Below are 24,570 nucleotides of genomic sequence, written 5' to 3'. Positions count from 1 at the left end.
GCGGCATGACCTGACCCGGCGTCCCACCGGCGGTGACACACCCGGCCCGCGGCGGCCGACCCCGATGAACTGCGAGAAGAGAGCAACTGTGGACGACAAGCGAAGGCTGCTGCTGAGCCTGCTGACCCGGGCCTCCACCCCGGCCCCGGCGAGCGAGGGCGTGGCGATCGTCGGCGTCGCCGGCCGCTACCCGATGGCCGGGACCGTCGGCGAGCTGTGGGACAACCTGGTCGCGGGCCGGCACTGCATCCGGGAGGTGCCCGCCGACCGCTGGGACGCGGACGCGCACTACGACCCGACCGGCACGCACGGCGGCTACAGCAAGTGGGCCGGATTCATCGACGACGTCGACAAGTTCGACCCGCTGTTCTTCCAGATCTCACCCGCCGACGCGGAGGGGATGGACCCGCAGGAGCGGCTGTTCCTCCAGACGGCGGCCGCGGTCCTGGACGACGCCGGCTACCCGGCCGCCCGGCTGGCGGCCCAGGGCCCGGTCGGGGTGTTCGTCGGTGTGATGAACAGCAACTACGAGTGGATGGGGGGCGAGGCGAGCGCGCTGGGCGTGCAGACCGACGCCCACTCCAACCACTGGTCGATCGCCAACCGGGTCTCCTACACCTTCGACTTCACCGGCCCCAGCCTCGCCGTGGACACCGCCTGCTCGGCTTCGCTGACCGCGATCCACCTGGCCTGCGAGAGCCTGCGGAGCGGCGAGTGCGCCACCGCGATCGCGGGCGGAGTCAACCTCATCCTGCACCCCATGCATCTGCGCACCCTGGCGCAGCGCGGGATGATCTCGCACGACGACCGGCTGAAGGCCTTCGGCGCCGACGCGGACGGCTTCGTCGACGGCGAGGGCGTCGGCGCCGTGCTGCTCAAGCCGCTGGCCGCCGCGATCGCCGACGGCGACCGGATCCTCGGGGTGATCCGCGGTTCGAGCATCAACGCGGGCGGCAAGACCGGCGGTTACACCGTGCCGAGCGCGGCCGCGCAGACCGAGGTGATCCGCGCCGCACTCAAGCGCGCCGGGACAGCGGCGGAGACCATCGGCTACGTCGAGGCGCACGGGACGGGTACCCCGCTCGGCGATCCGATCGAGATCGCGGGACTGACCGAGGCCTTCGGCGGACGGATGGACCCGGCACGCCGCGCGGAGCGGCCGACGGTCGCGGTCGGCTCGGTCAAGTCCAACATCGGCCACCTGGAGTCGGCGGCCGGCATCGCGGGTCTGACCAAGGTGCTGCTCCAGTTCCGGCACGGGAAACTGGTCCCTTCGCTGCACTCGGCGCGCCTCAACCCGGAGATCGATTTCGCCGGTACGCCCTTCGAGGTGCAGCAGACCCTCCAGCCATGGACGCGCCCGGAGCTGCCCGGTGCGGACGGCACGACCGGGCAGCTGCCCCTGCGCGCCGTCATCAGCTCCTTCGGCGGCGGCGGCGCCAACGCCTGCCTGGTCATGGAGGAGTACCTGCCGACCGGTTCGCCGGATCCGGTGGAGGCCGCGCAGGAGCAGCTCCTGGTGCTCTCGGCCAAGAGCGAGGACCGGTTGCGGGCCTACGCCGCGGACCTGGCGGCCTTCCTGCGCCGGAGCACCGAGCCGCAGGCCGACGGGGGTACGGACGGCCTCGCGGACGCCCAGCGACTGTGCCTGCGGCTGGCCGCCGAAACGGTCGGTGTGGCGCCGGAGTTCCTCGACCTCGGCACCGAACTGGCCGACTGCGGGTTCGGCGTGACCGAGCGTGCCCGCTACCAGGCCCTGCTGGCCGCCGAGACGGGCATCGAGCTGTCCGCCGCCGCCGCGGCGGACACCATCGGGGCGGTGGCCGTGGAGCTGGCCGCCGCCCGGCCCCGCGAGGCGGCTGCCGACGGCCGTGGCCCGCGGCTCGCCGATGTCGCCCACACCCTTCAGGCGGGCCGTACCGGATACGAGTTCCGCCTGGCCCTGGCCGCCGGTTCGGTGGCCGAGGCCGCCGGGCTGCTGGAGGCGTACGCGGGAGGGAGCACCGACGGCCGGGTCGGCACCGGCCGGGCCACGCGCGCCAGGGTGCGGCTCACCGGCGACGAGGCCGCGGCCCTGGACCAGGCGCTGACCCGCCGTGACCTGCCGGCGGTGGCCGAGCGCTGGCTGGCCGGGGCCGTGGTCGACTGGTCGCGGATCACCCCCTCGGCTGCCCGCCGGATCGAACTGCCGGGCTACCCGTTCGCGCGCCTGCGCTGCTGGATTCCCGAGCCGGCCCCCGCGGTACGCATGCCCGAGGCCGTCGCACCGGCGCTCCCCGAGGCGGACGTGCCGGACTTCTACCGTCCGCTCTGGGTCCGGGCGCAGGCGCCGGCTGCCGGGACCGCACCGCACGCGGACCGGATCGTCGTCCTGGTGACCGAGGCATCGCTCCCGCTCGGCGAGGCCATCGCGGCCCGCCGCCCGGGCACCCGGGTGGAACTGGTCCGGCTGGACGAGCAGCCCGACGATGTCTGGCTCGACCGCATCGGCGGCGCCGACCTGGTGGTCCACCTCGGCGGGGTCGGGGCACAGGTGGCCGACGGCGTCGGCGCCCGCGAGGTCACGGACCACGTGCGGTACGGCTCGATGTCCCTGTTCCGGCTGCTGCGCAGCGAAGACGCCGACCGGGTGGTCGTGGTCACCAGCGATGTGCACGCGGTCGCCGGCAGCACGGCCGGCAACCCGTTCTCCGCCGGCATGCACGGGCTGCTCCAGGTCGCGCCCAAGGAACGCCCCGGACTTCGCACCGTGGCCGTCGACTTCGCGTCGGCCGAGGCCGTGGGGGAGACCGGCCTGCGCGGTCTCGTGGACGCAATCCTGGCCGAGCCGCTCGACGGCACGGGCCGGATGGTGGCCCTGCGCGGTGGCGTCCGCTACACGCGCAGGCTCGGCAGAGTCGAACTGCCGGAGGCCGGTCAGGTGTTCCGGGACGGCGGCGTCTATCTGCTGATCGGCGGCACGGGCGGGATCGCCCGTGAGCTGAGCCTGGATCTGGCCCGGCGGCACCGGGCCCGGCTGGTCTGGTTCAGCCGGAGCGAGCCGGGCCCCGAGCAGCAGGCCGCTGCCGCGGAGATCCGCGCGTACGGCGGGGAGGTCGCCCACGTCCGCGGGGACGCGTGCTCAACCGAGGACCTGGCGGCGGCTGTCGCCGAGGCACACGGCCGGTTCGGTGCGCTGCACGGTGTCGTGCACGCGGCCATGGTCTTCGACAATCATCCGCTCGCCGAACTCGACGAGACCGCCTTCACCGCGGCGACCCGGGTGAAGATCCAGGGCGCGACCGCACTGGCCGCCGCCGTCGCCGAGGAGCGGCTGGACTTCCTGGCCTTCTTCTCCTCGGCCGGCTCCTTCGGCAGCTTCGCCGGGAACGGCGCCTACATCTGTGCCTCGGCGACCGAGGACGCCTACGCGCTGTTCCTGCGCGAGCGGCTGGACTTCCCGGTCACCGTGATCAACCAGGGCTACTGGGGTCAGGTCGGCTCCGGTGCCCAGCCCGGTCTCGCGGAGATCTTCGCCGGCCTGGGCATCAGCGGCTTCAGCGCCTCTGAAGGCCTCGCCGCCGTGCGGCGCATCCTGGGCAGCACCCTGCCGCAGGCGATGCCGATCCGCGCCAGCCGCCGTGCGCTGGAGGCCATGGGGCACGACCCGGCGCTCGACGGCGAAGCACTGCCCGGCGGTCACCCGGCCGCCCTGGCCGATGCGGCCGGCCGTCTGGACGCCGCAGCGCGCACCGATCCCACCGCCCTCCGGGTGCTCGCCGGGTACGAGGAGCTGGAGAAGGTGTCCGCACCCATGCTCCTCGGTGTCTACCAGCGGATGGGCGTCTTCCGGCGCTCGGGCGAGCGGCACACCGTCGAGGAACTGCGCGGCACGCTTCGCATCCTGGACAGGTTCCAGCGCCTGCACGAGGCGCTGCTCAACATTCTGGCCGACGCGGGGTTCCTGACCCGCGACAACGACCGGGTCACCACCACCGTCGCCGTCGACGAGGTGGTGCAGGCCGAGGCGGCGGACGGCTGGGAGGCCGAGTTCGACCGGCTCGCGACCGAGTACCCGGACATCGAGCCGACGGTCACGCTCAACCGCCTGTTCCTCCAGGCCTACCCGCAGATCCTGCGCGGTGAGGTCGGCGCCACCGAGATCATGTTCCCCGGCTCCTCCATGAAGCTGGTGCAGAACTTCTACAAGGGCAACCCGCTCACCGACTCCTTCAACCTGCTGGTGCGGGAGACCGTCCGCTGTTTCCTGGAACTACGGCTGCCGCAACTGCCGGACGGCGAGGCGCTCCAGGTGGTGGAGCTGGGCGCCGGTACCGGTGCCACCAGTGAGCGGGTGCTGCCCGTACTGGCCGACCACCCCGGCCGGGTCGGCTACACCTTCACCGACATCTCGTCGCGTTTCCTGGAGTACGGTCGCGAGCGATTCGCCGCACGCTACCCGTTCGCCCGTTTCGAGGTGCTCAACCTGGAGCGCGGGCTGGCCGAACAAGGCTTCACCCCCGGCTCGGCCGACCTGGTGCTGGCCACCAACGTGGTGCACGCCACCCGGAACCTGCGGGCCACCCTGCGCAAGGCCAAGGCGCTGCTCAGGCCCGGCGGCTGGCTGGTACTCAACGAGCTGACCTCCGTCCGGCCGCTGCTCACCATCGGCGGCGGTGTGCTGGAGGGCTGGTGGCTGTTCGACGACGGCGAGCTGCGCATGACCGACTCGCCGCTGGCCTCGCCCGAAGGCTGGACCAGGCTGCTCCGCGAGGAGGGCTACACCGAGGTCAGGGCGCTCGGCGCGGACGGCGCCGAGCTGGGCCAGACCGTGCTGGTGGCGGAGAGCGACGGCGTGGTGCTGAGCGCGGCGCCGGCCACCCCGTCCGCTCCCGGGGACACGGCGGCGGCCGTACCGGCGGACGGCGCCGACGCGGTCGGCGAGCGCCTGCGCGAGCTGGTGGAGCGGATCCTCAAGCTGGAGGAACGGATCGACCCCGACCGCCCTCTGGCCGACTACGGCTTCGACTCGCTCAGCGGGATGAAGATCGTCTCGGCGGTGGACGAGGCCTTCGGTGTCAGCGTGCCGCTGGGCGCCTTCTTCGAGCACCCGACCCTGCGCGAGCTGGCCGGCCACCTCGGATCGGGCTGGCTCGCAGACGCCGCCCGGACGCCCGCCGCACCCCCGACGTCCGCCGCACCGGCGACGTCCGCCGCACCGGCGACGTCCGCACCGTCCGCCGTGCCCGCGGCCGCCGCGGCGGCGGAGGCGGTCCTGCGCCCCCGCACCGGCCTGGAGCTGAGTACCCATCAACTCTCCGCAGGCCAGCGGGCGCTGTGGGTGATCGAGCAGATCGCCCCCGGCAACTACGCCTACAATCTGCCGCTCGCCCTGTGGCTCGACCGCGACCTCGATGTGCTCGCCCTGCGGGTGGTCCTCCAGGATCTGCTCGACCGGCACGAGGAGCTACGAGCCACCGTCCGTACCGGCGAGGACGGGCCGTTCGCCCGGATCGCGGCCGAACCGGAACTGCCGTTCCAGCAGGTCTTCCTGACCTCCGTTACCGAGGCCGAGCTGCGCGAGCGGATGCGCGCCGACCTGCGGCGCCCCTTCGACCTCGGCGACGGCCCGCTGCTGCGTGCCACGCTGTACACCCTCGGCGACGGACGCCACGCGCTGCTGCTGACCTTCCACCACATGGTCTTCGACGGGGTGTCCATCGCCCTGCTGCTGGCCGAGCTGGAAAGCGGCTACCGCACGGTCCGCGACGGCCGCCTGCCGTCCGGCGACCGCCCCGCCCGTACGTACGCCGACTTCACGGCCTGGCAACGCGAACTGCTCGCCGGTGAGGAGGGCCGGCGCCTGCGCGCGTACTGGGTGGAGCGGCTGCGCGGCCGGCAGACCACCGTGCCCCTGCCGCTGGACCGGCCGCGCCCGCCGGTGCCCGGCTTCCGGGGCGCGAGCGTCGACGGGCACATCCCGTCGGCGGTGGCCGAGCGGGCCCGGGCAGTGGCCACAGCGGAGCAGACCTCGCTGTTCGGCGTCGTACTGGCGGGCTTCCTCGCGCTGTTGCACCGCTACAGCGACCAGAGCGACATCGCCGTCGGCACGCCGACCGCGGGCCGCCCGGCCGGCGGCTACGACGACGTGCTCGGCTACTTCATGAACATGGTGGTCCTGGCCGAGCGGATCGACGGCCGTGAGGACTTCCGGGCCCTGTTGCGCCGCGTCCACCGGACGGTGCTGGGCGCGCTGGAGCACAGTGCCTACCCGCTGATCTCCCTCGCCGAGGAGCTGAGAAAGGCGGACCCGGGCGCCTCCGGAGCGCCGTTCAACGTGGCCTTCTACTTCCAGAACTGGACGCGCGGCGCACGGCACGAGGGCGTGGTGCGCGGCCCGGTCCAGGGCGTCCACCAGGAGGGCGAGTTCGACCTGACCCTGGAAGTGGTCGAGGAAGCCGAGGGCTGCCGCTACTCGCTCAAGTACGACGCGGACCTCTTCGACGCCGCCACGGTGGAGCGCTTCGGGGAGCACTTCGTCACGCTGCTCGCCGACGCCGTGAGCGCACCCGGCACCGCGGTCGGCGAACTGGCGTTGCTGACCGAGGACGAGCGGGCACAGCTCACCCCGCCCGCCGCCGCGGACTACCCGGCCGACACTCTGGTCTGGGAGCTGGTCCGGCGCCAGGCCGAGGCACGGCCGGAGGCAGTGGCGGTCCGCCACCAGGACACCGAGCTGACGTACCGTCGGCTGGCGGAGCGGGTGGAGGTCCTCGCGGCCCGCCTCACGTCGGCCGGCGTCGGCCGAGGCCGCACCGTCGGTGTCCTGCTTCCGCGCGACGCCGACCTGCCCGTGGCACTGCTCGCCGTACAGGCCGCCGGCGGCGCGTACGTCCCGCTCGACCCCTCGTACCCGGCACAGCGCCTCACCTACATGGCCGAGGACGCCGGACTGCACCTGATGCTCACCCACTCCGGCATCCGGAGCGAGTACGGCGAGGTGCCCCGGCTGCTCGTCGACGGGCAGGAGCAGCCGCCCGCCGCGCCCTCGCCCGGGCCCGCCGGGCCGTCGGACACCGCATACGTCATCTACACCTCCGGCTCGACCGGCCGGCCCAAGGGCGTCAAGGTCCCGCACCGCGCGCTCACCAACTTCCTGTGGTCGATGGCGCGGGTGCCCGGATTCGGACCGGCGGACACGCTGCTGGCCCTGACCACGGTCTGCTTCGACATCTCCGGCCTGGAGCTCTACCTGCCGCTGATCACCGGCGGCACGGTGGAGGTGCTGCCGACCGAGACCGCTCGCGACGGACTCCGGCTGCGGGAGGCTGTCGAGCGCAGCACGGCCACGGTGATGCAGGCGACCCCGGCGACCTGGAGCATGCTGCTCGCCGCCGGGTGGCAGGGAAACCCCGGGCTCACCGTGCTCTGCGGCGGCGAGGCGCTGCCCGGCGACGTCGCCGAGGCACTGGTGGCCGGCAACCGCGAGGTGTGGAACCTCTACGGCCCCACCGAGACCACCATCTGGTCGGCGGCGAGCCGGCTCCGCCCGGGCGACCGGGTCACCATCGGCGCTCCGATCGCCAACACCCGGCTCCATGTGCTCGACAGCGCGCGCAGGCCTGTTCCGACCGGGGTCGGCGGTGAGCTGTACATCGGCGGCCACGGCGTCGCCGAGGGCTACCTGGGCCGCCCCGAGCTGACCGCCGAGCGTTTTCTGCACGACCCGTTCGCCGGCGAAGCCACCGCGCGGATGTACCGCACCGGGGATCTGGTCCGCCGACTCGCCGACGGGCGGATCGAATACCTGGGCCGGATCGACTCCCAGGTCAAGGTACGCGGCTTCCGGGTGGAGCTGGAGGAGATCGAGGCGACCCTGCGCCGCCTGGACGGCGTGCGCGAGGCCGTCGTGGTGGCACGCGACCAGGGCGGCAGCCACTCCCTGCTGGCCTGCTACGTAGGCGCCGACGGTGCCGCCGACCCGTCCAGGGCAGAGCTGGCGGCCTGGCTGCCGGACCACATGGTCCCGGACGCGCTGATCCGGGTGACCGGCTTCCCGCGCACCCTCAACGAGAAGGTGGACCGCACCGCGCTCGCCGCGCTGCCCCTGGCCGAGCTGCGGGCTCGCTTCGGGGCCGCGGGCCACGAACCGCCCGAGAGCCCGGCCGAACCGGCGGGCCGCGTCGAGGCGCTGGTGGCCGAGCTGGCCGGGACGGTCGCCCGGCTGGCGGGGCTGCGGCCCGAGGAGACCGGTCCGCACACCCCGTTCGGTGAGCTGGGCATGAACTCGGTGAGCCTCACCGCGCTCAGCACCGAGCTGCGGAAGGCGTACGGCATCGAGGTCTACCCCACGCTGTTCTACCGCCGGGGCACGCTTGCCGCGCTCGCCGACCACCTGTGGGAACAGCACCCCGCAGAGCTGGCCGTCCGGTTCGGCACCACCGCCCGGAAGCCCGCCGCCGAGCCGCCCGCCGCCGACGCACCGGCCGGGCGGCGGCACGACGGCGACATCGCGGTCATCGGCATGGCCGGGCGGCTGCCCGGCTCGAGGGATCTCAAGGAGTTCTGGGACCATCTCGCCGACGGCGACGACCTGGTGGTGGAGATCCCGGCCGACCGCTGGGACTGGCGGCAGCAGCCGCGCTCCCGCTCGCGCTGGGGCGGCTTCGCCCCCGACGTGGACCGGTTCGACGCCGCCTTCTTCGGGATCTCCCCGCGCGAGGCGGAGCTGATGGACCCCCAGCAGCGCCTGATGCTGGAAGTGGTCTGGTCGGCCATCGAGGACGCCGGCTACCGTCCGTCCGAGCTGGCCGGAAAGCGCGTCGGCGTGTTCGTCGCGGCCACCAACTCCGACTACCTGGAGGTCCAACGGGCCGCCGGACGCGGCACCGAGGGCCACACCATCACCGGCGCGGCACTGTCGGTCATCCCGAACAGGATCTCCTACCTGCTGGACCTGCGCGGCCCCAGCATCGCCGTGGACACCGCCTGCTCCGGCTCGCTCACCGCCGTCCACCAGGCCTGCGCCGCGCTCCGCGACGGCACCTGCGACGTGGCGATCGCGGGCGGGGTCAGCCTGATCCTCTCGCCGACCGTGTACGAGGCGCTGAGCGCGGGCGAGATGCTCAGCCCCGACGGCCGGTGCAAGACCTTCGACAGCCGGGCCGACGGCTACGTACGGGGCGAGGGTGCCGGAGTGGTGCTGCTCAAGCCGAACGGCCCGGCACAGCGCGACGGCGACGCCGTACACGCGGTGATCAAGGCGGTCGCGGTCAACCACGGCGGGCGGACCACCTCGCTCACCGCCCCCAACCCGGACGCCCAGGCCGACCTCCTGGTCGAGGCCTACCACGCCGCCGACGTGCCGCCGGAGACCGTCGGCTACATCGAGGCGCATGGCACCGGCACCGCGCTGGGCGACCCGATCGAGACCACCGGATTGAGTACGGCCTTCCGCCGGCTGCGCGCCGAGCGCGGGAGCCAGGCCGCGCCCGGCTGCGCCATCGGGTCGGTCAAGACCAACATCGGCCACTTGGAGGCCGCAGCGGGCATCGCCGGGCTCTTCAAGGTCGTGCTCGCGCTGCAGCACGGCACCGTTCCCGCCAGCCTGCACTTCCAGGAGCGGAACCCCTATCTGGAACTCGACGGCGGCCCGTTCGAGGTCGCCGCCACCCCCCGGCCCTGGCCGCGACCCCGCGCTGCCGCCGGCGGCGAACTGCCCAGGCGCGGCGGGGTCAGCTCTTTCGGCTTCGGCGGGGCCAACGCGCACATCGTGCTGGAGGAACCGAACGTGCAGGACACCCGCGAGGAGTGTGCGGCTCAGCAGCTGTTCGTGCTCTCCGCCCGCACCCCGGAGGCGCTGCGGCACACCGCCCAGCGGCTCGAAGACCACCTGACGGAGCATGACGTCCCGCTCGGAGATCTCGCGTACACCCTCCAGGTGGGCCGTGAGCCGATGGCGCACCGGCTCGCCGTGGTCGCCGAGGACACAGCCGCCCTGCGGGCCGAGCTGGCCGCATACCTGGCCGGCCGTCCCTCGGCGGTGCGCACCGGGCAGGCCGCGCCGAGACTCACCGCGCGCCCGGCCACCCGGACCGGGGACCTGAACGCGCTCGCGGCCGAGTGGGTGGAGGGCGCCGAGGTCGACTGGCCGGCCCTGCACCGCGGCGCGGCCCGCCGCCGGGTGCACCTGCCCGCCTACCCGTTCGCCAGGACCAGGCACTGGGTCGCCCCGGGAGCCACCCCGGCACCGGAGGCCGAACGGGCCCCGGCCCGACTGCACGCGACCCTGCTGGACGCCAATGTCTCCACCTTCGGCGAGCAGGCCTTCGCCAAGACGCTCACCGGCGACGAGTTCTTCCTGCGGGACCACGTCGTCGGCGGCGAGCCGGTGCTGCCCGGAGTGGCGCACCTGGAGATGGCCCGGCTCGCCGGTGAACTGGCCGCCGGCGGCGCTCCGGTGCGCGGGGTCGACGGCCTGGTGTGGGCCGCTCCGGTGCGGCTCTCCGCCGCCGGTGAGCAGCGGCTGGACGTGCGCGTCACCGGTGACCGCGCGGCGGCGTCCTTCGAGGTGCACAGCGCCGGGGACGGTGCCCAGGTACACGCCCGCGGAACCCTGGTGTTCGGAGAGCCCGGGAACCGTCCCGCCCCCGTCGACCTTGCGGCCGCACGCGCGCGCTGCACACGCCGCCACAGCGGTGCGAGCTGCTACGAGGGCTTCTCCCGGCTGGGCTTCGACTACGGTCCGAGCCTGCAGGTGATCGAGGAACTTGCCGAAGGCGAGCGCGAGGTCCTGGCGACGCTGCGGCTCCCGGCGCAGCGGCACGCGGACGCGGACGAGTACGTGTTCCACCCCTCGCTGCTGGACGCGGCCCTCCAGACGGCCGGCCGGCTTGCCCCCGGCGCCGGCGACCCGGCGAACCCCGTGCCGTACCTGCCGTTCTCGCTGGGCTCGGTCCGGCTGTACGCCGAGCTGCCGGAGCAGGTGTACGCCCACGCCACGCCGTCGGCGCGTCCGGCCCCGGCCGGCACGCTCTGCTTCGACGTCGCGCTGCTGGACCGGACCGGCGAGGTGATCGCCGCGATCGACGCCTTCACGCTCCGAGCGGTGCCCGCGGCGGACACGGTCTCCGCTTACGAACCGTACTGGCGGCCCGCCCCGCGGGTCCGACGTGATCCCCCCCGGACCGTCGTGCTGCTGGACGCCGGCTCGCAGGGCACCGCGCTGAGTGACGCCCTGACCGCGGCGGGCGTGACCGTCCGGCGGATCGAGCCGGATGCGGGCTTCGACGCCGAGGCGACGGTGCGCGCCCTGCCGCCCGGGCAGGCGCACGTGGTGCATCTGGCCGGCGAGCACACCGAGCCGGGCCGCGCGGTGGAGCACGGCTTCCACACGGCCACGGCCTTCCTGCAAGCCTGGCAGCGGGAGCGGCGCGGCCCGCTGCGCTACCTCTGGGCGTACCGGGAGCCGGCCGCGTCGCCCGCCGACCCGGCGATGGCCGCGTTCGCCCGCTCGGTGAGGCTGGAGCACCCCGCGGTCGACTTCGGTGTACTGGCCGTCGCGGCCAACTCGCTCGTCGATGCGGTGGTGGCCGAACTCGGTGCCGAGGGTGAGCCCGAGCTGCGGATCGACGAGGCGGGCCGGACCCAGCGCTCCTGGCGCCAGGTGAGCCTGCCCGCCGCCGACGGGTCGGCGTTCACGGGCCCGGGAGCCCATGTGATCACCGGCGGCACCGGTGCCCTGGGCCTGCTGCTCGCCGAGCACATCGCTGCCGTCCGGCGCGCCGCCGGGCTGTCCGGCGGGGGGATCGTGCTCGCGGCCAGGACCGCTCCCCGGCCCGAGGTGCGTGCCCGGATCGAGGCCATCGCGGCCCACGTCGTGCAGACCGACGTCGCCGACGCCGTCGGCGTGCGCACACTGATCACCGAGGCCCGCCGGGCGCACGGTTCGGTGAGCGGCGTCCTGCACGCCGCCGGGGTGCTCAGGGACGGCCTGCTGCTGCGCAAGGACCGGGCGGACGCCGAGGCGGTGCTGGCCGCGAAGGTGCACGGGACGGTGCTGCTGGACGAAGCGACGCGAGACGAACCTCTGGACTACTTCGTGGCCTTCTCCTCCGCGGCGGCCGTGTTCGGAAACGCCGGCCAGACCGACTACGCCTTCGCCAACGCCTTCCTCGACCACTTCGCCGAGCGGCGCGAACAGCAGCGCCGCCAGGGCGCTCGGCGCGGCCGCACCCTCGCCGCCGCCTGGCCGGTCTGGTCGGACGGCGGCATGCGGATCGACGCCGCCGCCGAGACGTACATGACGCGGGTGCTCGGCATGCGTCCGGTGCTCACCGCAGCGGGGACGGAGGCACTGGAGCGCGCCCTGGCGACCGCTGCGCCGCGGCTGCTGCTGGCCCCGGGCGAGCCGTCCCGAGTGCTCGCCGCGCTGGACGGCGAGGCCCTGCGCCCGAAGGCGGAAGCCGCCGCCGCACCGAAGGCCCCCGCCGCCGCGCAGGGCCAGGCCGAGCGGCTGCTGCTCCGGCTGCTCGCGGAGGAGCTGAAGCTCCCGGAGACGGAGATCGTCGTCACGGAGTCGTTCGACCGCTACGGCGTGGACTCGCTGATCACCATGAGCCTTATCCGACGGCTGGAGGAGCACTGCGGCCCGCTGTCGAAGACCCTGCTGTTCGAGTATGTGACGGTCCGTGAACTGGCCGGCCATCTGGCCGCCGCGCACCCGGAGGCATTCACCGCGCCCGCCGTCGAGATCCCCGCGGCCCCTGCGCCGGAGTCACTCGCCCCGCGTGTCCCGGAACCCGCCGCACAGCCCGCCCCCGAGGGCCCGGCCGGCGCACCCGTCCGGCCCGCCACCGACGACATCGCGATCATCGGTGTCGCGGGCCGCTACCCGCAGGCTGACGACGTGGACGAGTTCTGGCGCAACCTGCGCGCCGGCCGGGACAACGTCGAGGAGATACCGGGCGACCGCTGGGACCACGGGGTCTTCTACGACCCGGACAAGTCCGTCTTCGGCAAGACCTACGGCAAGTGGGGCGGCTTCGTCCCCGGAGCCGACCGCTTCGACCCGCTGTTCTTCCGCATGTCGCAGATCGAGGCCGAGCACACCGACCCGCAGGAGCGGGTGTTCCTGGAGACCGTCTGGCACCTGCTGGAGGACGCCGGCTACACCCGCGAGCAGCTGCGCGGCACCCGCACCGGTGTCTTCGTCGGCATGATGTACGGCCACTACCAGCTGTACGGCGTGCAGGAGGCACTGCGCGGCGAGGGCTTCGCCACCTCCTCCTCCTACGCCTCCGTGGCCAACCGGGTCTCCTACTTCTTCGACTTCTCCGGGCCCAGCGTCGCCCTGGACACCATGTGCTCCTCCTCGCTGGTCACCATCCACCAGGCCTGCCTGGCCATCCGTAACGGGGACTGCGAGGTCGCCGTCGCCGGCGGCGTCAACATCTCCAGCCACCCGGTGAAGTTCCTCCAGCTCGCCCAGCGCGGGTTCCTGGCCGAGGACGGTCGTTGCCGCAGCTTCGGCGAGGGCGGCACGGGCTACGTCCCCGCGGAGGGCTCCGGTGCCGTGCTGCTCAAGCGCCTGGACGCGGCGCTGGCCGACGGCGACCGCATCCTGGCCGTCGTCAAGGCCTCCACCGTCAACCACGGTGGCGCGGGCGCCGGATACAGCGTGCCCAACCCGCAGGCACAGGGCGACCTGGTGCGGACCGCGCTGGAGCGCGCCGGGCTGCGCCCCGCCGACCTGGACTACCTGGAGGCGCACGGCACCGGCACCGCGCTCGGCGACCCGGTGGAGGTCAACGGCATGCTGCGGGCCTTCGAGGGGGACCTGCCCGAGCGGCTGCCGATCGGCTCGGTGAAGTCCAACATCGGGCACGCCGAGTCGGCGGCCGGTATCGCGGCGATCACCAAGGTGCTGCTCCAGCTGCGCCATGGCGAGTTGGTCCCCTCGCTCCACGCGGACCGGCTCAACCCGAACATCGACTTCGGCGCGACGCCTTTCGAGGTGCAGCGTGAAAGGGCGCCCTGGCCGCGCCGGATCGACCCGGACGGCACCCCACGGCCCCGCACCGCCGGCGTCAGCTCCTTCGGGGCCGGCGGCACCAATGCGCACATCATCCTTCAGGAGTACGTCGGCGAGCCGCAGACCCCGGCCGCCGCGGTCCCGGCCGGCCCGCAGCTGGCGGTGCTCTCCGCCCGGGACGCCGACCGGCTGGCCCGCCAGGCCCGCCGGCTCGTCGCCCACCTGCGCACCGCCGCCGCAGACGGCACCGGCCCGGCCCCTCAGCAGGTCGCCTGGACCCTCCAGACGGGCCGCGAGGCGATGGCCCACCGGTTCGCGGTGCTCTTCCACGACCTGGACGAACTGGTCGACCGGCTGGAGGAGTTCGCGGCCGGCGGCAGGCCCGCCGACAGCTGGACCGGCACCGTCGACCCGCGCCGCCCGGGCGCCGGGAACACGCTGTCGGCCGACCCCGCCGCGTACGCCGCCGCCTGGATCGCCGGCCACCGGGTGGACTGGACGGTCCTGCACCACGGGACCCGGCCCGGCCCGGTCGCGCTGCCCGGTTACCCCTTCGACGGCGAGCGGATCTGGCTGGCCGCCGCCGACGCCGAGCTGGCCGCGCTGGACACCGACCGCGCCCGGCAGGGCCTGCTGCTGACCCGGCAGTGGACTCCCGCCGAGTCCACCACCAGCACCCCGCCGCCCGCCCGGACCGCCGTCCTGGCCCTGCCCGGCACCGAGGCGCTGGCCGCCCGGCTCGCCGCGGCCCTGCCGGCCGCCGAGGTGCTCACCCCTGATCTCCTCACCGGCGAACTCGCCGACCCCGGCGCCCGCTGGGAGCGGTTCGACGCGGTGGTCGACCTGGCCGGCTGCGCCGACCCGGCGCTGCCGCCCATGCACTCCGTTCTGCCCACCTGGCTGCGCTGGCTCCAGCACCTGGTCGACCGGGGCAGCCGCGAGCTGACGGTCCTGCTGGTCTCCAGGGGCGCGCGGCCCGACCCCGACGGCGGCCCCGCCGGTCTCGGCGGCGCGGCCCGCGTCGGCCTGTACCGGATGCTCCAGAGCGAGTACCGCCACCTGCGCTCCCGCCATGTCGAGCTGGAGCGGAGCACCTCGGACGAGCAGGTGGTCCACGCGGTGACCGAGGAGCTGAGGAGCGCCGACGAGCCCGCCGAGACCGCCTGGTACAGGGGTGTGCGGCACCGGGCCGAGCTGCGGGAGCTGCCCGCGGGCCCGGCGCGCGCGCCGCGGTTCCCGGCCGGGCACGTCCTGTGGATCACCGGCGGCACGCGGGGCATCGGCCTGCTGACGGCCAGGCACTTCGTCGCGGAGCACGGAGTGCGCAAGCTTGTCCTCACCGGCCGCGAGGAACTGCCGCCGCGCGGCGAGTGGGCCGCGCACATCGCGGCGGGCGGCCCGCTCGGGCGCAAACTCCGCCCGCTGGCAGAACTCGTCGACCAGGGCGTGGAGCTGGAGGTGATCGCCGTTCCGCTGGACGAGCGGGAGGCGCTGGCCAAGACGCTGGCGGACGTCAAGCTGCGGCTCGGCCCCGTCGGCGGGGTCGTCCACAGCGCCGGCTTCACCGACTTCGAGAACCCCGCGTTCGTACGCAAGCCGCAGACCGGCATGGACCGGGTGATGGGCCCCAAGGTGTTCGGTGTCGACACGCTGGTGGAGGTCTTCCGCGACGAGCCGCTGCGTCTGTTCGTGCTGTACTCGTCGGTCGCCGCCACCGTCCCCGCGCTCGCCGTCGGCCAGAGCGACTATGCACTGGCCAACGCCTACCTGGACGCCGTGGCCGAGGCCCGTCCGTACGGATTGCCGCTGGTCAGCGTGCAGTGGCCGAGCTGGAAGGACACCGGCATGGGGGAGGCGCGCAGCGCCGCCTACCAGGCCTCGGGGCTGGCCACGCTCACCGACCGGCAGGGCCTCGACCTGCTGGAGCGGGCGCTGGCGAGCGGCGCCCGGGTGGTGCTGCCGGCGATCGCGCGGCCCGACGCCGCGTGGCGTCCCGAGCGGCTGATGGACCGGAGGCTGGGGACCGCGGTCCCGCAGGGGGCCACGGCTCCTGCCGCACCGGCCACGGAGCCGGGGCCGGCACCCGCCGCGGCCGACGCGTCGGCGGCGGTACGCCAAGCAGCCGCGGCGGCCTCCTCCTGGCTGCTCGATCGCCTCGCGGAAGAGCTGCGCTTCGAGCGCGGCAAGCTGAGCGGTGACGTGCCGGTGCAGGACTTCGGCATCGACTCGATCATGGTCTCCCAGCTCGTCCAGACCGTGGCCAAGCGTCTCGACGTCACGGTCGACCCCTCCGCCCTGCTGGAGCACCCCACGACGGACGGCTTCGCGCAGTACCTCGCGGAAGCGCACCAGGAGGCATTGCTGACCGCGTTCGGCGACGCCGTACCGGCTGCGTCCGCGGCCCCCGCCACGGCTCCGGTACCCTCCGCCGTGCCCGTTCCGGCCGCGACCGCCGGGCCGGCCGGCCTCCCCGCGCAGCGCGTCGCACCGGCCGTGGAGCCCGCCGCGTCCGGCACGCCCGCGGCCGGTGGCGACATCGCCGTGGTCGGCCTGTCCTGCCGGTTCCCGGACGCCGATTCGGCCGACGCGTACTGGGAGCTGCTGCGCCAGGGCCGCTCGGCGCTCCGCCCCATCCCGGAGGGCCGCTTCGGCCATCCGGTCGGCTACCACGCCGGACTGCTCCCCGGCGTGCTGTCCTTCGATCCGGAAGCCTTCCTGCTCTCCGAGTCCGACGTCGCGGCCATGGATCCGCAGGCGCTGCTGCTGCTGGAGGAGACCCACCGCGCGGTCCACCACGCCGGCTACCGTCCGGCCGACCTGAAGGGCCGCCGGGTCGGCGTCTACGTCGGCGGCCGGGCCACCCACACACCGGACACCGTGACGCTGGAGCAGGCCAGGAACCCGGTGGTGGTCACCGGTCAGAACTACCTCTCCGCCAACATCTCGCAGTTCTTCGACCTCCGCGGCCCCAGCGTCGTGGTCGACACCGCCTGCTCCTCGGCACTGGTGGCGATGGACATGGCCGTGCAGGCCCTGCGGGCAGGCGACCTGGAGGCCGCCGTGGTCGCCGGAGTGAGCCTGCTCGCCGACGACCGGGCGCACCAGGTCTTCGGGCAGCGCGGACTGCTCAACCCGGGCGCCGAATTCCACGTGTTCGACGGCCGGGCGGCCGGCCTGGTGCTGGGCGAGGGGATCGGCGTCGTCGTCCTCAAGCCGCTGGACCGGGCCCGGGCCGACGGGGACCAGGTGCTCGCCGTCCTGCGCGGCATCGCCATCAACAACGACGGCCGGACCGCGGGCCCGGCCACGCCCAACCTCCAGGCGCAGAAGGACGTCATGGCCGAGGCGTTGGCACGCAGCGGCCACGGCCCGCAGGACGTCGGCTGGGTCGAGGCCAACGGGTCCGGGTCGACCGTCACCGACCTGCTCGAACTCAAGGCCGTGGAGTCGGTCTACCGCAACGGATCGCGGCAGCCGGTCGCCGTCGGCTCGATCAAGCCGAACATCGGCCACCCGCTGGCCGCCGAGGGCATCGCCGCGTTCATCAAGGTGGTCATGATGCTGCACCACCAGGAGCAGGTGCCGTTCGGCTCCGGACAGGTGCCGCTGGACCACTTCGACATGGCCGCCTCGCCGCTGTACCTCCCGCGCGAGGCCCGTCCGTGGCCCCACTCGGCGCAGCTCGCCGCGCTCAACTGCTTCGCCGACGGCGGCACCAACGTCCACCTGCTGCTCGCTCCCGCCCCGGTCGGGTACCACCCCGGCCGGTCCCCGCTGCCGCAGCCCGCGCTGAACCGGCGGGTGGTCGTCCGAGGCGTCGCGGAGCCGTCGGCCCCACAGGCTTCCGCCGCCCCCGCGGGGGGTCTGTTCTGGGACACGTACCGATGAGGGCGTCAAGGGCCGGGCAGGCTCCCACCGGTTCCCTCCCCGTCGTGTTCATGTTCTCCGGACAGGGCTCGCAGTACTACCAGATGGGCAAGGAGCTGTTCGACGACAACCCCGTGTTCCGTACGGTGCTGCGCCGACTGGACGCCGAGGCCGCCGAGGCGCTGGGTGAGTCGGTCCTGGCCCACATGTTCGACCCGGCCAAGCGGAAGAACGACCTGTTCACCGACACCCGGATCACCCACCCGGCGATCGTCATGATCGAGCTGGCCCTGGCGGAGACCCTGCGGACGGCGGGCATCGAGCCCGACTACCTGCTCGGCTGCAGTCTGGGCGAGTACGCGGCGGCCGTCGTCTCGGGCAGCATCTCCTCGCGGGACTGCCTGCGGCTGCTGGTCCGCCAGGCCGACGCGCTGCGGGCGGGGCCGCGCGGCGGGATGCTCGCCGTGCTGAGTGGGTCCGAGGTACTGGACCGAGTGCCCGCACTGCGCGCCTGCGAGGTGGCCGCCCGCAACTATCCGGGCCACTTCGTCGTCGCCGGCACGACTGAGGCGCTGGCCCGGGCCGAGTCCGCGCTGAGCGCCGCCGACGTGATGCACCAGCGCGTGCCGGTCGAGTACGGCTACCACTCCAGCATGATGGACGAGGTGCTCGACGCCTGCCGTGGCGTCTTCGACGGTGTCGAGTTCGCGCCGCCTCGCCTGCCCTGGATCTCCAGCGTGGACGGCCGCCGGGTCGAGCGGGCCACCGCCGAGCATTTCTGGCAGGTTGCCCGCCGGCCCATCGAGTTCGAGCAGGCGATGGCCTCGCTGCGCGGGCGCGGCGAGTTCCTCTACCTGGACCTCGGCCCCTCCGGCACCCTGTACAACTTCGCACGCGGCAACCTGCCGGCCGGTGGGCCTTCGGTCTCCCTGCCGCTGCTCAGTCCCTTCGGGAACGACCCCGGCCTGTTCACCAGGGCCCTGGCGCTCGCCGCCCCGAAACATGCTTCCGCTTCCGGGACCGCACCCGTTCCCGACACACCAGCACTCAGGAAGGCACGCGCCATGAAGGTCTACGGCTTCCCCGGCCAGGGGTCCCAGCAGAGGGGCATGGGCAAGGGTCTGTTCGAGAAGTTCCCCGAGCAGACCGCCATCGCGGACCGGGTGCTCGGCTACTCGGTCGAGGAGCTGTGCGTCTCGGACCCCGAGCGTCGGCTCGGCCGCACCGAGTACACCCAGCCCGCCCTCTACGTGGTCGGCGCGTTGACGTACCTGGATCACGTCGCCCAGGACCCGGAGCCGGCGGACTACCTGATCGGACACAGTCTCGGCGAGTACGTGGCGCTGTTCGCGGCCGGCGTCTTCGACTTCGAGACCGGCCTGCGTCTGGTGCAGCGGCGCGGGGCGCTGATGGCGGCGGCCGGCGGCGGCGGGATGGCCGCGGTGGTCGGCAGCGACGAGGAGACCGTCACCCGCGTCCTCGCCGAGTCCGGCGTCGGCGGTCTCGACCTGGCCAACCACAACGCCCCGGACCAGTTCGTCCTCTCCGGCCCGACCGAGGAGATCGACGCCGCCTGCACCGCCTTCGAGGCCGCCGGCGCCCGCACCGTCCGCCTCAATGTCAGTGCGCCGTTCCACTCCCGCTACATGCGCGGCACGGCCGAGGAGTTCGGTGCGTTCCTCGACCGGTTCACCCTGCACCCGCCGGCCGTCCCCGTGCTCGCCAACGTGGACGCCCAGCCCTACCGGCCGGATGCGATCGCGCAGACCCTGACCGCGCAGATCGCCTCCCCGGTCCGCTGGACCGAGACCGTGCGCCGGCTGATGGGCCATGGTGACTTCGAGTTCGTCGAGCTGGGCCCCGGCCGGGTGCTCACCCGTCTGGTCACCCGGATTCGTGCCGTCGCCGAGTCCCTGCCGGCCCCGGTACCGTCGGCTCCGCAACCGCCTGCCGTGCCCGCGTCGGGGATGGGCGCCGACAGCCTCGGCGCGCGGAGCTTCCGAGAGCGGTACCGGCTTCGCCGTGCCTACCTGGCGGGCTCGCTCCACGGTGGCATCTCCGGCCAGGAGATGCTGCGCTCGCTCACCAAGGCCGGTCTGCTCGGTTTCCTCGGGACCGGTGGGCTCCCCCTGGCCGAGGTGGACCGGCAACTGCGGGGGCTCACGGCCGAGCTGGGTCTCGGCGGGGCCTTCGGCGCCAACCTGCTCTACCGCCATGGCGCGCCGGAGGAGGAGAACGCAATGGTCGACGTGCTGCTGCGGCACGGCGTCGACCTGGTCGAGTGCTCCGGCTTCCCCCTGATCACTCCGGCCCTGGTGCGCTTCCGCCTCAAGGGCGGCCGGATCATCGCCAAGGTCTCCCGCACCGATGTCGCCGCCGAGTTCCTCGCCCCGCCGCCCGAGCGTCTGGTAACCCGGCTGATCGCGGACGGACAGGTCACCGAAGAGGAGGCCCGCGCGGCCGCAGGCCGGCCGATGGCCGACGACCTGTGCGTGGAGGCCGACGGCGGCTGGCTGAGCAGCACCGCCGACCTGCTCACCCTGCTGCCCGCCGTGCTTCGCCTGCGCGACGAGCACGCAATGCCGGGCCACCATGTGCACGTCGGCTGCGCCGGCGGCATCGGCACCCCGGAGGCGGCCGCCGCGGCCTTTCTGCTCGGCGCCGACTTCATCCTGACCGGCTCGGTCAACCAGTGCTCCGTCGAGGCGGCCACCAGCCCGGAGGTGAAGGACATCCTCCAGGAGACCCGCGAGTTCGACGTCGAGACCGCACCTTGGGGCGAGATGTTCGAGCTGGGCGTGCAGGCCCGCTACCTCAAGCGCGGACTGTTCTTTCCTGCCCGTGCCTCCCGGCTGCACGAGCTGTGGCGTCGGCACGGCTCCCTCGCCGAGCTCGACCCGGAGACCAGGAGCCAGGTGCTGGACCGTTACCTCGGCGGTGAGGCCGCGCCTGTCCCGGCCCCCGGCGCCGACCCCAAGGCTGAGCTGGCGTCCGTCTTCCGCCACTACTTCGAGCGCGGCTTCCGCCTCGCCGTCACCGGCGACCAGCGTGCCAGGGTCGACTACCTGGTCCACTGCGGGCCCGCCATGGGCGCGTTCAACCAGGTCGTCGCCGGCACCCGGCTCCAGCCCTGGCGCGCCCGTACCGTCGAGGCCATCGCAGACACCCTCCTGGAGGGCGCGGCCGCACACCTCACGGAGCGCTTGAGCACCTTCCGCTGACCGAACCTGCCCGGGAACACCGGCCTCCGGTGCTGTCCGGACAACCGCCGCCGAACTTCGGTGACAACAGTCAACCACCCTTGCCAGAACCCCTATTGCGAAGGATGAAACGATGCGTCTTGCCGATGACCCCCAGGTGGAGTGCGAGATAGAGGTCGCCGCTACGCCGGAGCGGGTGTGGGCACTGGTGTCGGACATCTCCACCTCGGCCCGGTACAGCCCGGAGCTGCAGGAGGTGGAGTGGCTCGACGGTGCCGAGGGGCCGGCCGTCGGCGCGTGCTTCGTCGGCCGCAACAGCAATGACAGCCTCGGGGAGTGGCGATCCGTCAGCCGCATCGCCGAGTTCGTGGAGCCGCTCGTCTTCCGGTGGGAGGTCGTCCGCGAGGACGACCGGTCGAACGGCGAGGCGCTGACCATCTGGACATACACGCTGGCGCCGGTCGCGGACGGGTCCGGCACCCGCCTGCGGCACGGCATGCGGATCGGCCCCGCCCGCGGACCCCTGCAGGAGTTCGTCGCGAGCGCTCCCGAGAGGGAGGAGCGGATCGTCGCCGGCCGACTGGCCCAGCTGCGCGACGGCATCGAGGCCACCCTGGCAGGGGTGAAGGCCGAGGCGGAGGCCTGAAGCGTGTCGCACAGGGCCGTGAGCCGGGCATCTCAGGGGTCCAGCCGGACCCGCTGCGGATCGGCGAGGTGTCTGTCGAGTTCGGGTGGCGGGTAGTCGGGGGGCATTGCCGTAGCGCTCCTTGGCGGGCACTGCCAGGAACTCGTTTCCGTCGAGCCGGCCCTCTCGACCAGCACTTCCGGGTCCGGTGACACCGCCTGATCCATCAGCGGGGCAGACGTGCCCCAGACCCTCGCTGAAGCCGTCACAGACCGCGGCCCGGACGTGCGGCGGTGTCACCGCCCACCGACGTCCGGCGTCCTTGGACGCACAAGTACCGGCCCGCCCGCCCTACGCGGTGAGCGCTCCGGCGATCCCCGCGATCGCCTCCGGCCCCACCCGGCAGCACCCCCCGATCAGCCGGGCCCCCGCATCCCGCCACTTCTTCACCTGCTCGGCGCCGAACGTGGTCCGCCCCTTCCAGGCGCGTGCCTCCGCGTCCCACGCCTCCCCGCTGTTGGGATAGACGACGACCGGCTTGCCGGTGACCCGGGCCGCGGCCCCGGCGGCGTACTCCACGTCCTCCGGGGCGCAGCAGTTCACGCCGACCGCGATCACCTCGTCGACGTCGGCGGCCAGGGCGAAGGCTTCCTCCAGGGGCTGCCCGGCCCGGGTGCGCCGACCGTCGACGGTGTACGAGAGCCAGGCCGGCACCCCGAGTCCCCGCAGCGCCCGCAGCAGCGCCGTCGCCTCGTCGGTGTCCGGGATCGTCTCCAGCGCCAGCACGTCCGGAGCGGCGGCGGCCAGTACTTCCAGACGCGGCCGGTGGAAGGTCTCCAGCTCGTCCACTCTCAGCCCGTACCGCCCCCGGTACTCGGAGCCGTCCGCGAGCATCGCCCCGTACGGGCCGACCGACGCGGCCACCCACAGCGGCCGTGCGACCCCGGCGTCCCGTGCCTGCCGTACCGCGTCCCGGGCCAGCTCCACGCTCAGCCCGAGCAGCCGGGCCGCCTCCGCGCGGTCGGTCCCGCGCTTGGCGAAGCCCTCGAAGGTGGCCTGGTAGCTGGCGGTGATCGCCACGTCCGCGCCCGCCGTGAAGTAGGCGAGGTGCGCCTCGGTGACCGCCTCGGGCCGCTCGGCCAGCAGACGGGCCGACCACAGCTCGTCGCTCAGGTCGTGCCCCGCGGACTCCAGCTGGTTGGACATCCCGCCGTCGAGCACGACCGTCCCGGCGGCGAGGGCTTCGGCGAGGCTGGGGGAGGTGTTGCTGCTCATGTCCTGACGCTAGTCGACGGGGCCGCGGGACACACAGTTGCATGAAAATGCGAGATGCTGCATAGTCTTGCTATGTCCAAGGTCCTCACCTCCCTCCCCACCGGCGAGCGCGTCGGTATCGCCTTCTCCGGCGGGCTCGACACCTCGGTCGCCGTTGCCTGGATGCGCGACAAGGGCGCCGTCCCGTGCACCTACACCGCCAACATCGGCCAGTACGACGAACTCGACATCGAGTCGGTGCCCGGCCGCGCCTTCGCGTACGGCGCCGAGATCGCCCGGCTCGTGGACTGCCGTGCCGCGCTCGTCGAGGAAGGGCTCGCGGCGCTCGCCTGTGGCGCGTTCCACATCCGCTCGGGCGGGCGTCCGTACTTCAACACCACGCCGCTGGGGCGTGCCGTGACAGGCACGCTGCTGGTGCGGGCCATGCTCGAGGACGGGGTGCAGATCTGGGGCGACGGCTCCACCTTCAAGGGCAACGACATCGAGCGGTTCTACCGCTACGGGCTGCTCGCCAACCCGCACCTGCGGATCTACAAGCCCTGGCTGGACGCGGACTTCGTCACGGAGCTGGGCGGCCGCAAGGAGATGTCGGAGTGGCTGCTCGCGCACGGGCTGCCGTACCGGGACTCGACGGAGAAGGCGTACTCCACGGACGCCAACATCTGGGGCGCCACGCACGAGGCCAAGACCCTGGAGCACCTCGACACCGGCATCGAGACCGTCGACCCGATCATGGGCGTGCGGTTCTGGGACCCGTCGGTGGAGATCGCCACGGAGGACGTGACGGTCGGCTTCGACCAGGGCCGCCCGGTCACCATCAACGGCAAGGAGTTCGCCTCCCCGGTCGACCTCGTCATGGAGGCCAACGCGATCGGCGGCCGGCACGGGCTCGGCATGTCCGACCAGATCGAGAACCGGATCATCGAGGCGAAGAGCCGCGGCATCTACGAGGCGCCCGGCATGGCGCTGCTGCACATCGTCTACGAGCGCCTGGTCAACGCGATCCACAACGAGGACACCGTCGCCGCGTACCACAACGAGGGCCGGCGGCTGGGCCGGCTGCTCTACGAGGGCCGGTGGCTGGACCCGCAGGCGCTGATGGTCCGTGAGTCGCTGCAGCGCTGGGTCGGCGCGGCGATCACCGGCGAGGTGACCCTGCGGCTGCGGCGCGGCGAGGACTACTCGGTCCTCGACACCCGGGGCCCGGCGCTCAGCTACCACCCGGACAAGCTCTCCATGGAGCGGACCGAGGACTCGGCGTTCGGCCCGGTGGACCGGATCGGCCAGCTCACCATGCGGAACCTGGACATCGCCGACTCCCGCGCGCGGCTGGAGCAGTACGCGACCCTGGGCCTGGTCGGCACCGACCACCCGGCCCCGATCGGTGCGGCCCAGGCGGCCTCGACCGGTCTGATCGGCGCCATGGACCAGGGCGGCGCCGAGGCGATCGCCTCGCGCGGCGAGGCCGCGGACGAGGAGACGATGCTGGACCGCGCCGCGATGGAGTCCGGCACGGACTGAGTCCGCGGGCACATACGCGCTCAGGCAGTGGTCCCCGGCGGATTCTGTTCCGCCGGGGACCACTGTCGTAT

The 24,570-nt window shown here is 73.5% G+C and carries 5 protein-coding genes; 4 read left to right on the top strand and 1 reads right to left on the bottom strand.

What is annotated here, in order from left to right; translation table 11 throughout:
- Positions 1-88 precede the first annotated feature (88 nt).
- The 3 genes from ACWC5O_RS23035 to ACWC5O_RS23025 all read left to right on the top strand — a co-directional run bounded on the left by ACWC5O_RS23035 (position 89) and on the right by ACWC5O_RS23025 (position 21,724).
- Positions 89-17,899 carry an amino acid adenylation domain-containing protein gene (locus tag ACWC5O_RS23035; RefSeq protein ID WP_450587772.1) on the top strand — a complete coding sequence of 5,937 codons (17,811 nt, stop codon included), beginning with the start codon at positions 89-91 and terminating at the stop codon, positions 17,897-17,899.
- 50 nt (positions 17,900-17,949) lie between these two features.
- Entirely contained in the window at positions 17,950-21,099 is a 3,150-nt protein-coding gene (fabD, locus tag ACWC5O_RS23030; RefSeq protein WP_450587774.1) for an ACP S-malonyltransferase, read from the top strand.
- A gap of 112 nt (positions 21,100-21,211) precedes the next feature.
- The gene (locus tag ACWC5O_RS23025; RefSeq protein ID WP_450587776.1) at positions 21,212-21,724 is read left to right on the top strand and encodes an SRPBCC family protein; all 513 of its coding nucleotides are present in this window, start codon (positions 21,212-21,214) and stop codon (positions 21,722-21,724) included.
- A gap of 330 nt (positions 21,725-22,054) precedes the next feature.
- Here the strand turns inward: ACWC5O_RS23025 and mmuM are convergent, their stop codons facing one another.
- Positions 22,055-22,978 carry a homocysteine S-methyltransferase gene (mmuM, locus tag ACWC5O_RS23020; RefSeq protein ID WP_450587777.1) on the bottom strand — a complete coding sequence of 308 codons (924 nt, stop codon included), beginning with the start codon at positions 22,976-22,978 and terminating at the stop codon, positions 22,055-22,057.
- A gap of 72 nt (positions 22,979-23,050) precedes the next feature.
- Here mmuM and argG point away from each other — a divergent pair, with 72 nt between their 5' ends.
- A complete protein-coding gene (gene argG, locus ACWC5O_RS23015) occupies positions 23,051-24,499 on the top strand; it encodes an argininosuccinate synthase (RefSeq protein ID WP_450587779.1) in 1,449 nt (482 codons plus the stop codon).
- Positions 24,500-24,570 lie beyond the last annotated feature (71 nt).

It is taken from the genome of Streptomyces sp. NPDC001450, assembly GCF_053597295.1.
This window is presented reverse-complemented; position numbering and strand designations above follow the sequence as displayed.

Excerpts from the sequence above, each read along its gene's own strand:
- fabD (WP_450587774.1), top strand. The coding sequence starts at position 17,950 with ATGTTCTCCGGACAGGGCTCGCAGTACTACCAGATGGGCAAGGAGCTG.
- ACWC5O_RS23025 (WP_450587776.1), top strand. The coding sequence starts at position 21,212 with ATGCGTCTTGCCGATGACCCCCAGGTGGAGTGCGAGATAGAGGTCGCC.
- mmuM (WP_450587777.1), bottom strand. The coding sequence starts at position 22,978 with ATGAGCAGCAACACCTCCCCCAGCCTCGCCGAAGCCCTCGCCGCCGGG.
- argG (WP_450587779.1), top strand. The coding sequence starts at position 23,051 with ATGTCCAAGGTCCTCACCTCCCTCCCCACCGGCGAGCGCGTCGGTATC.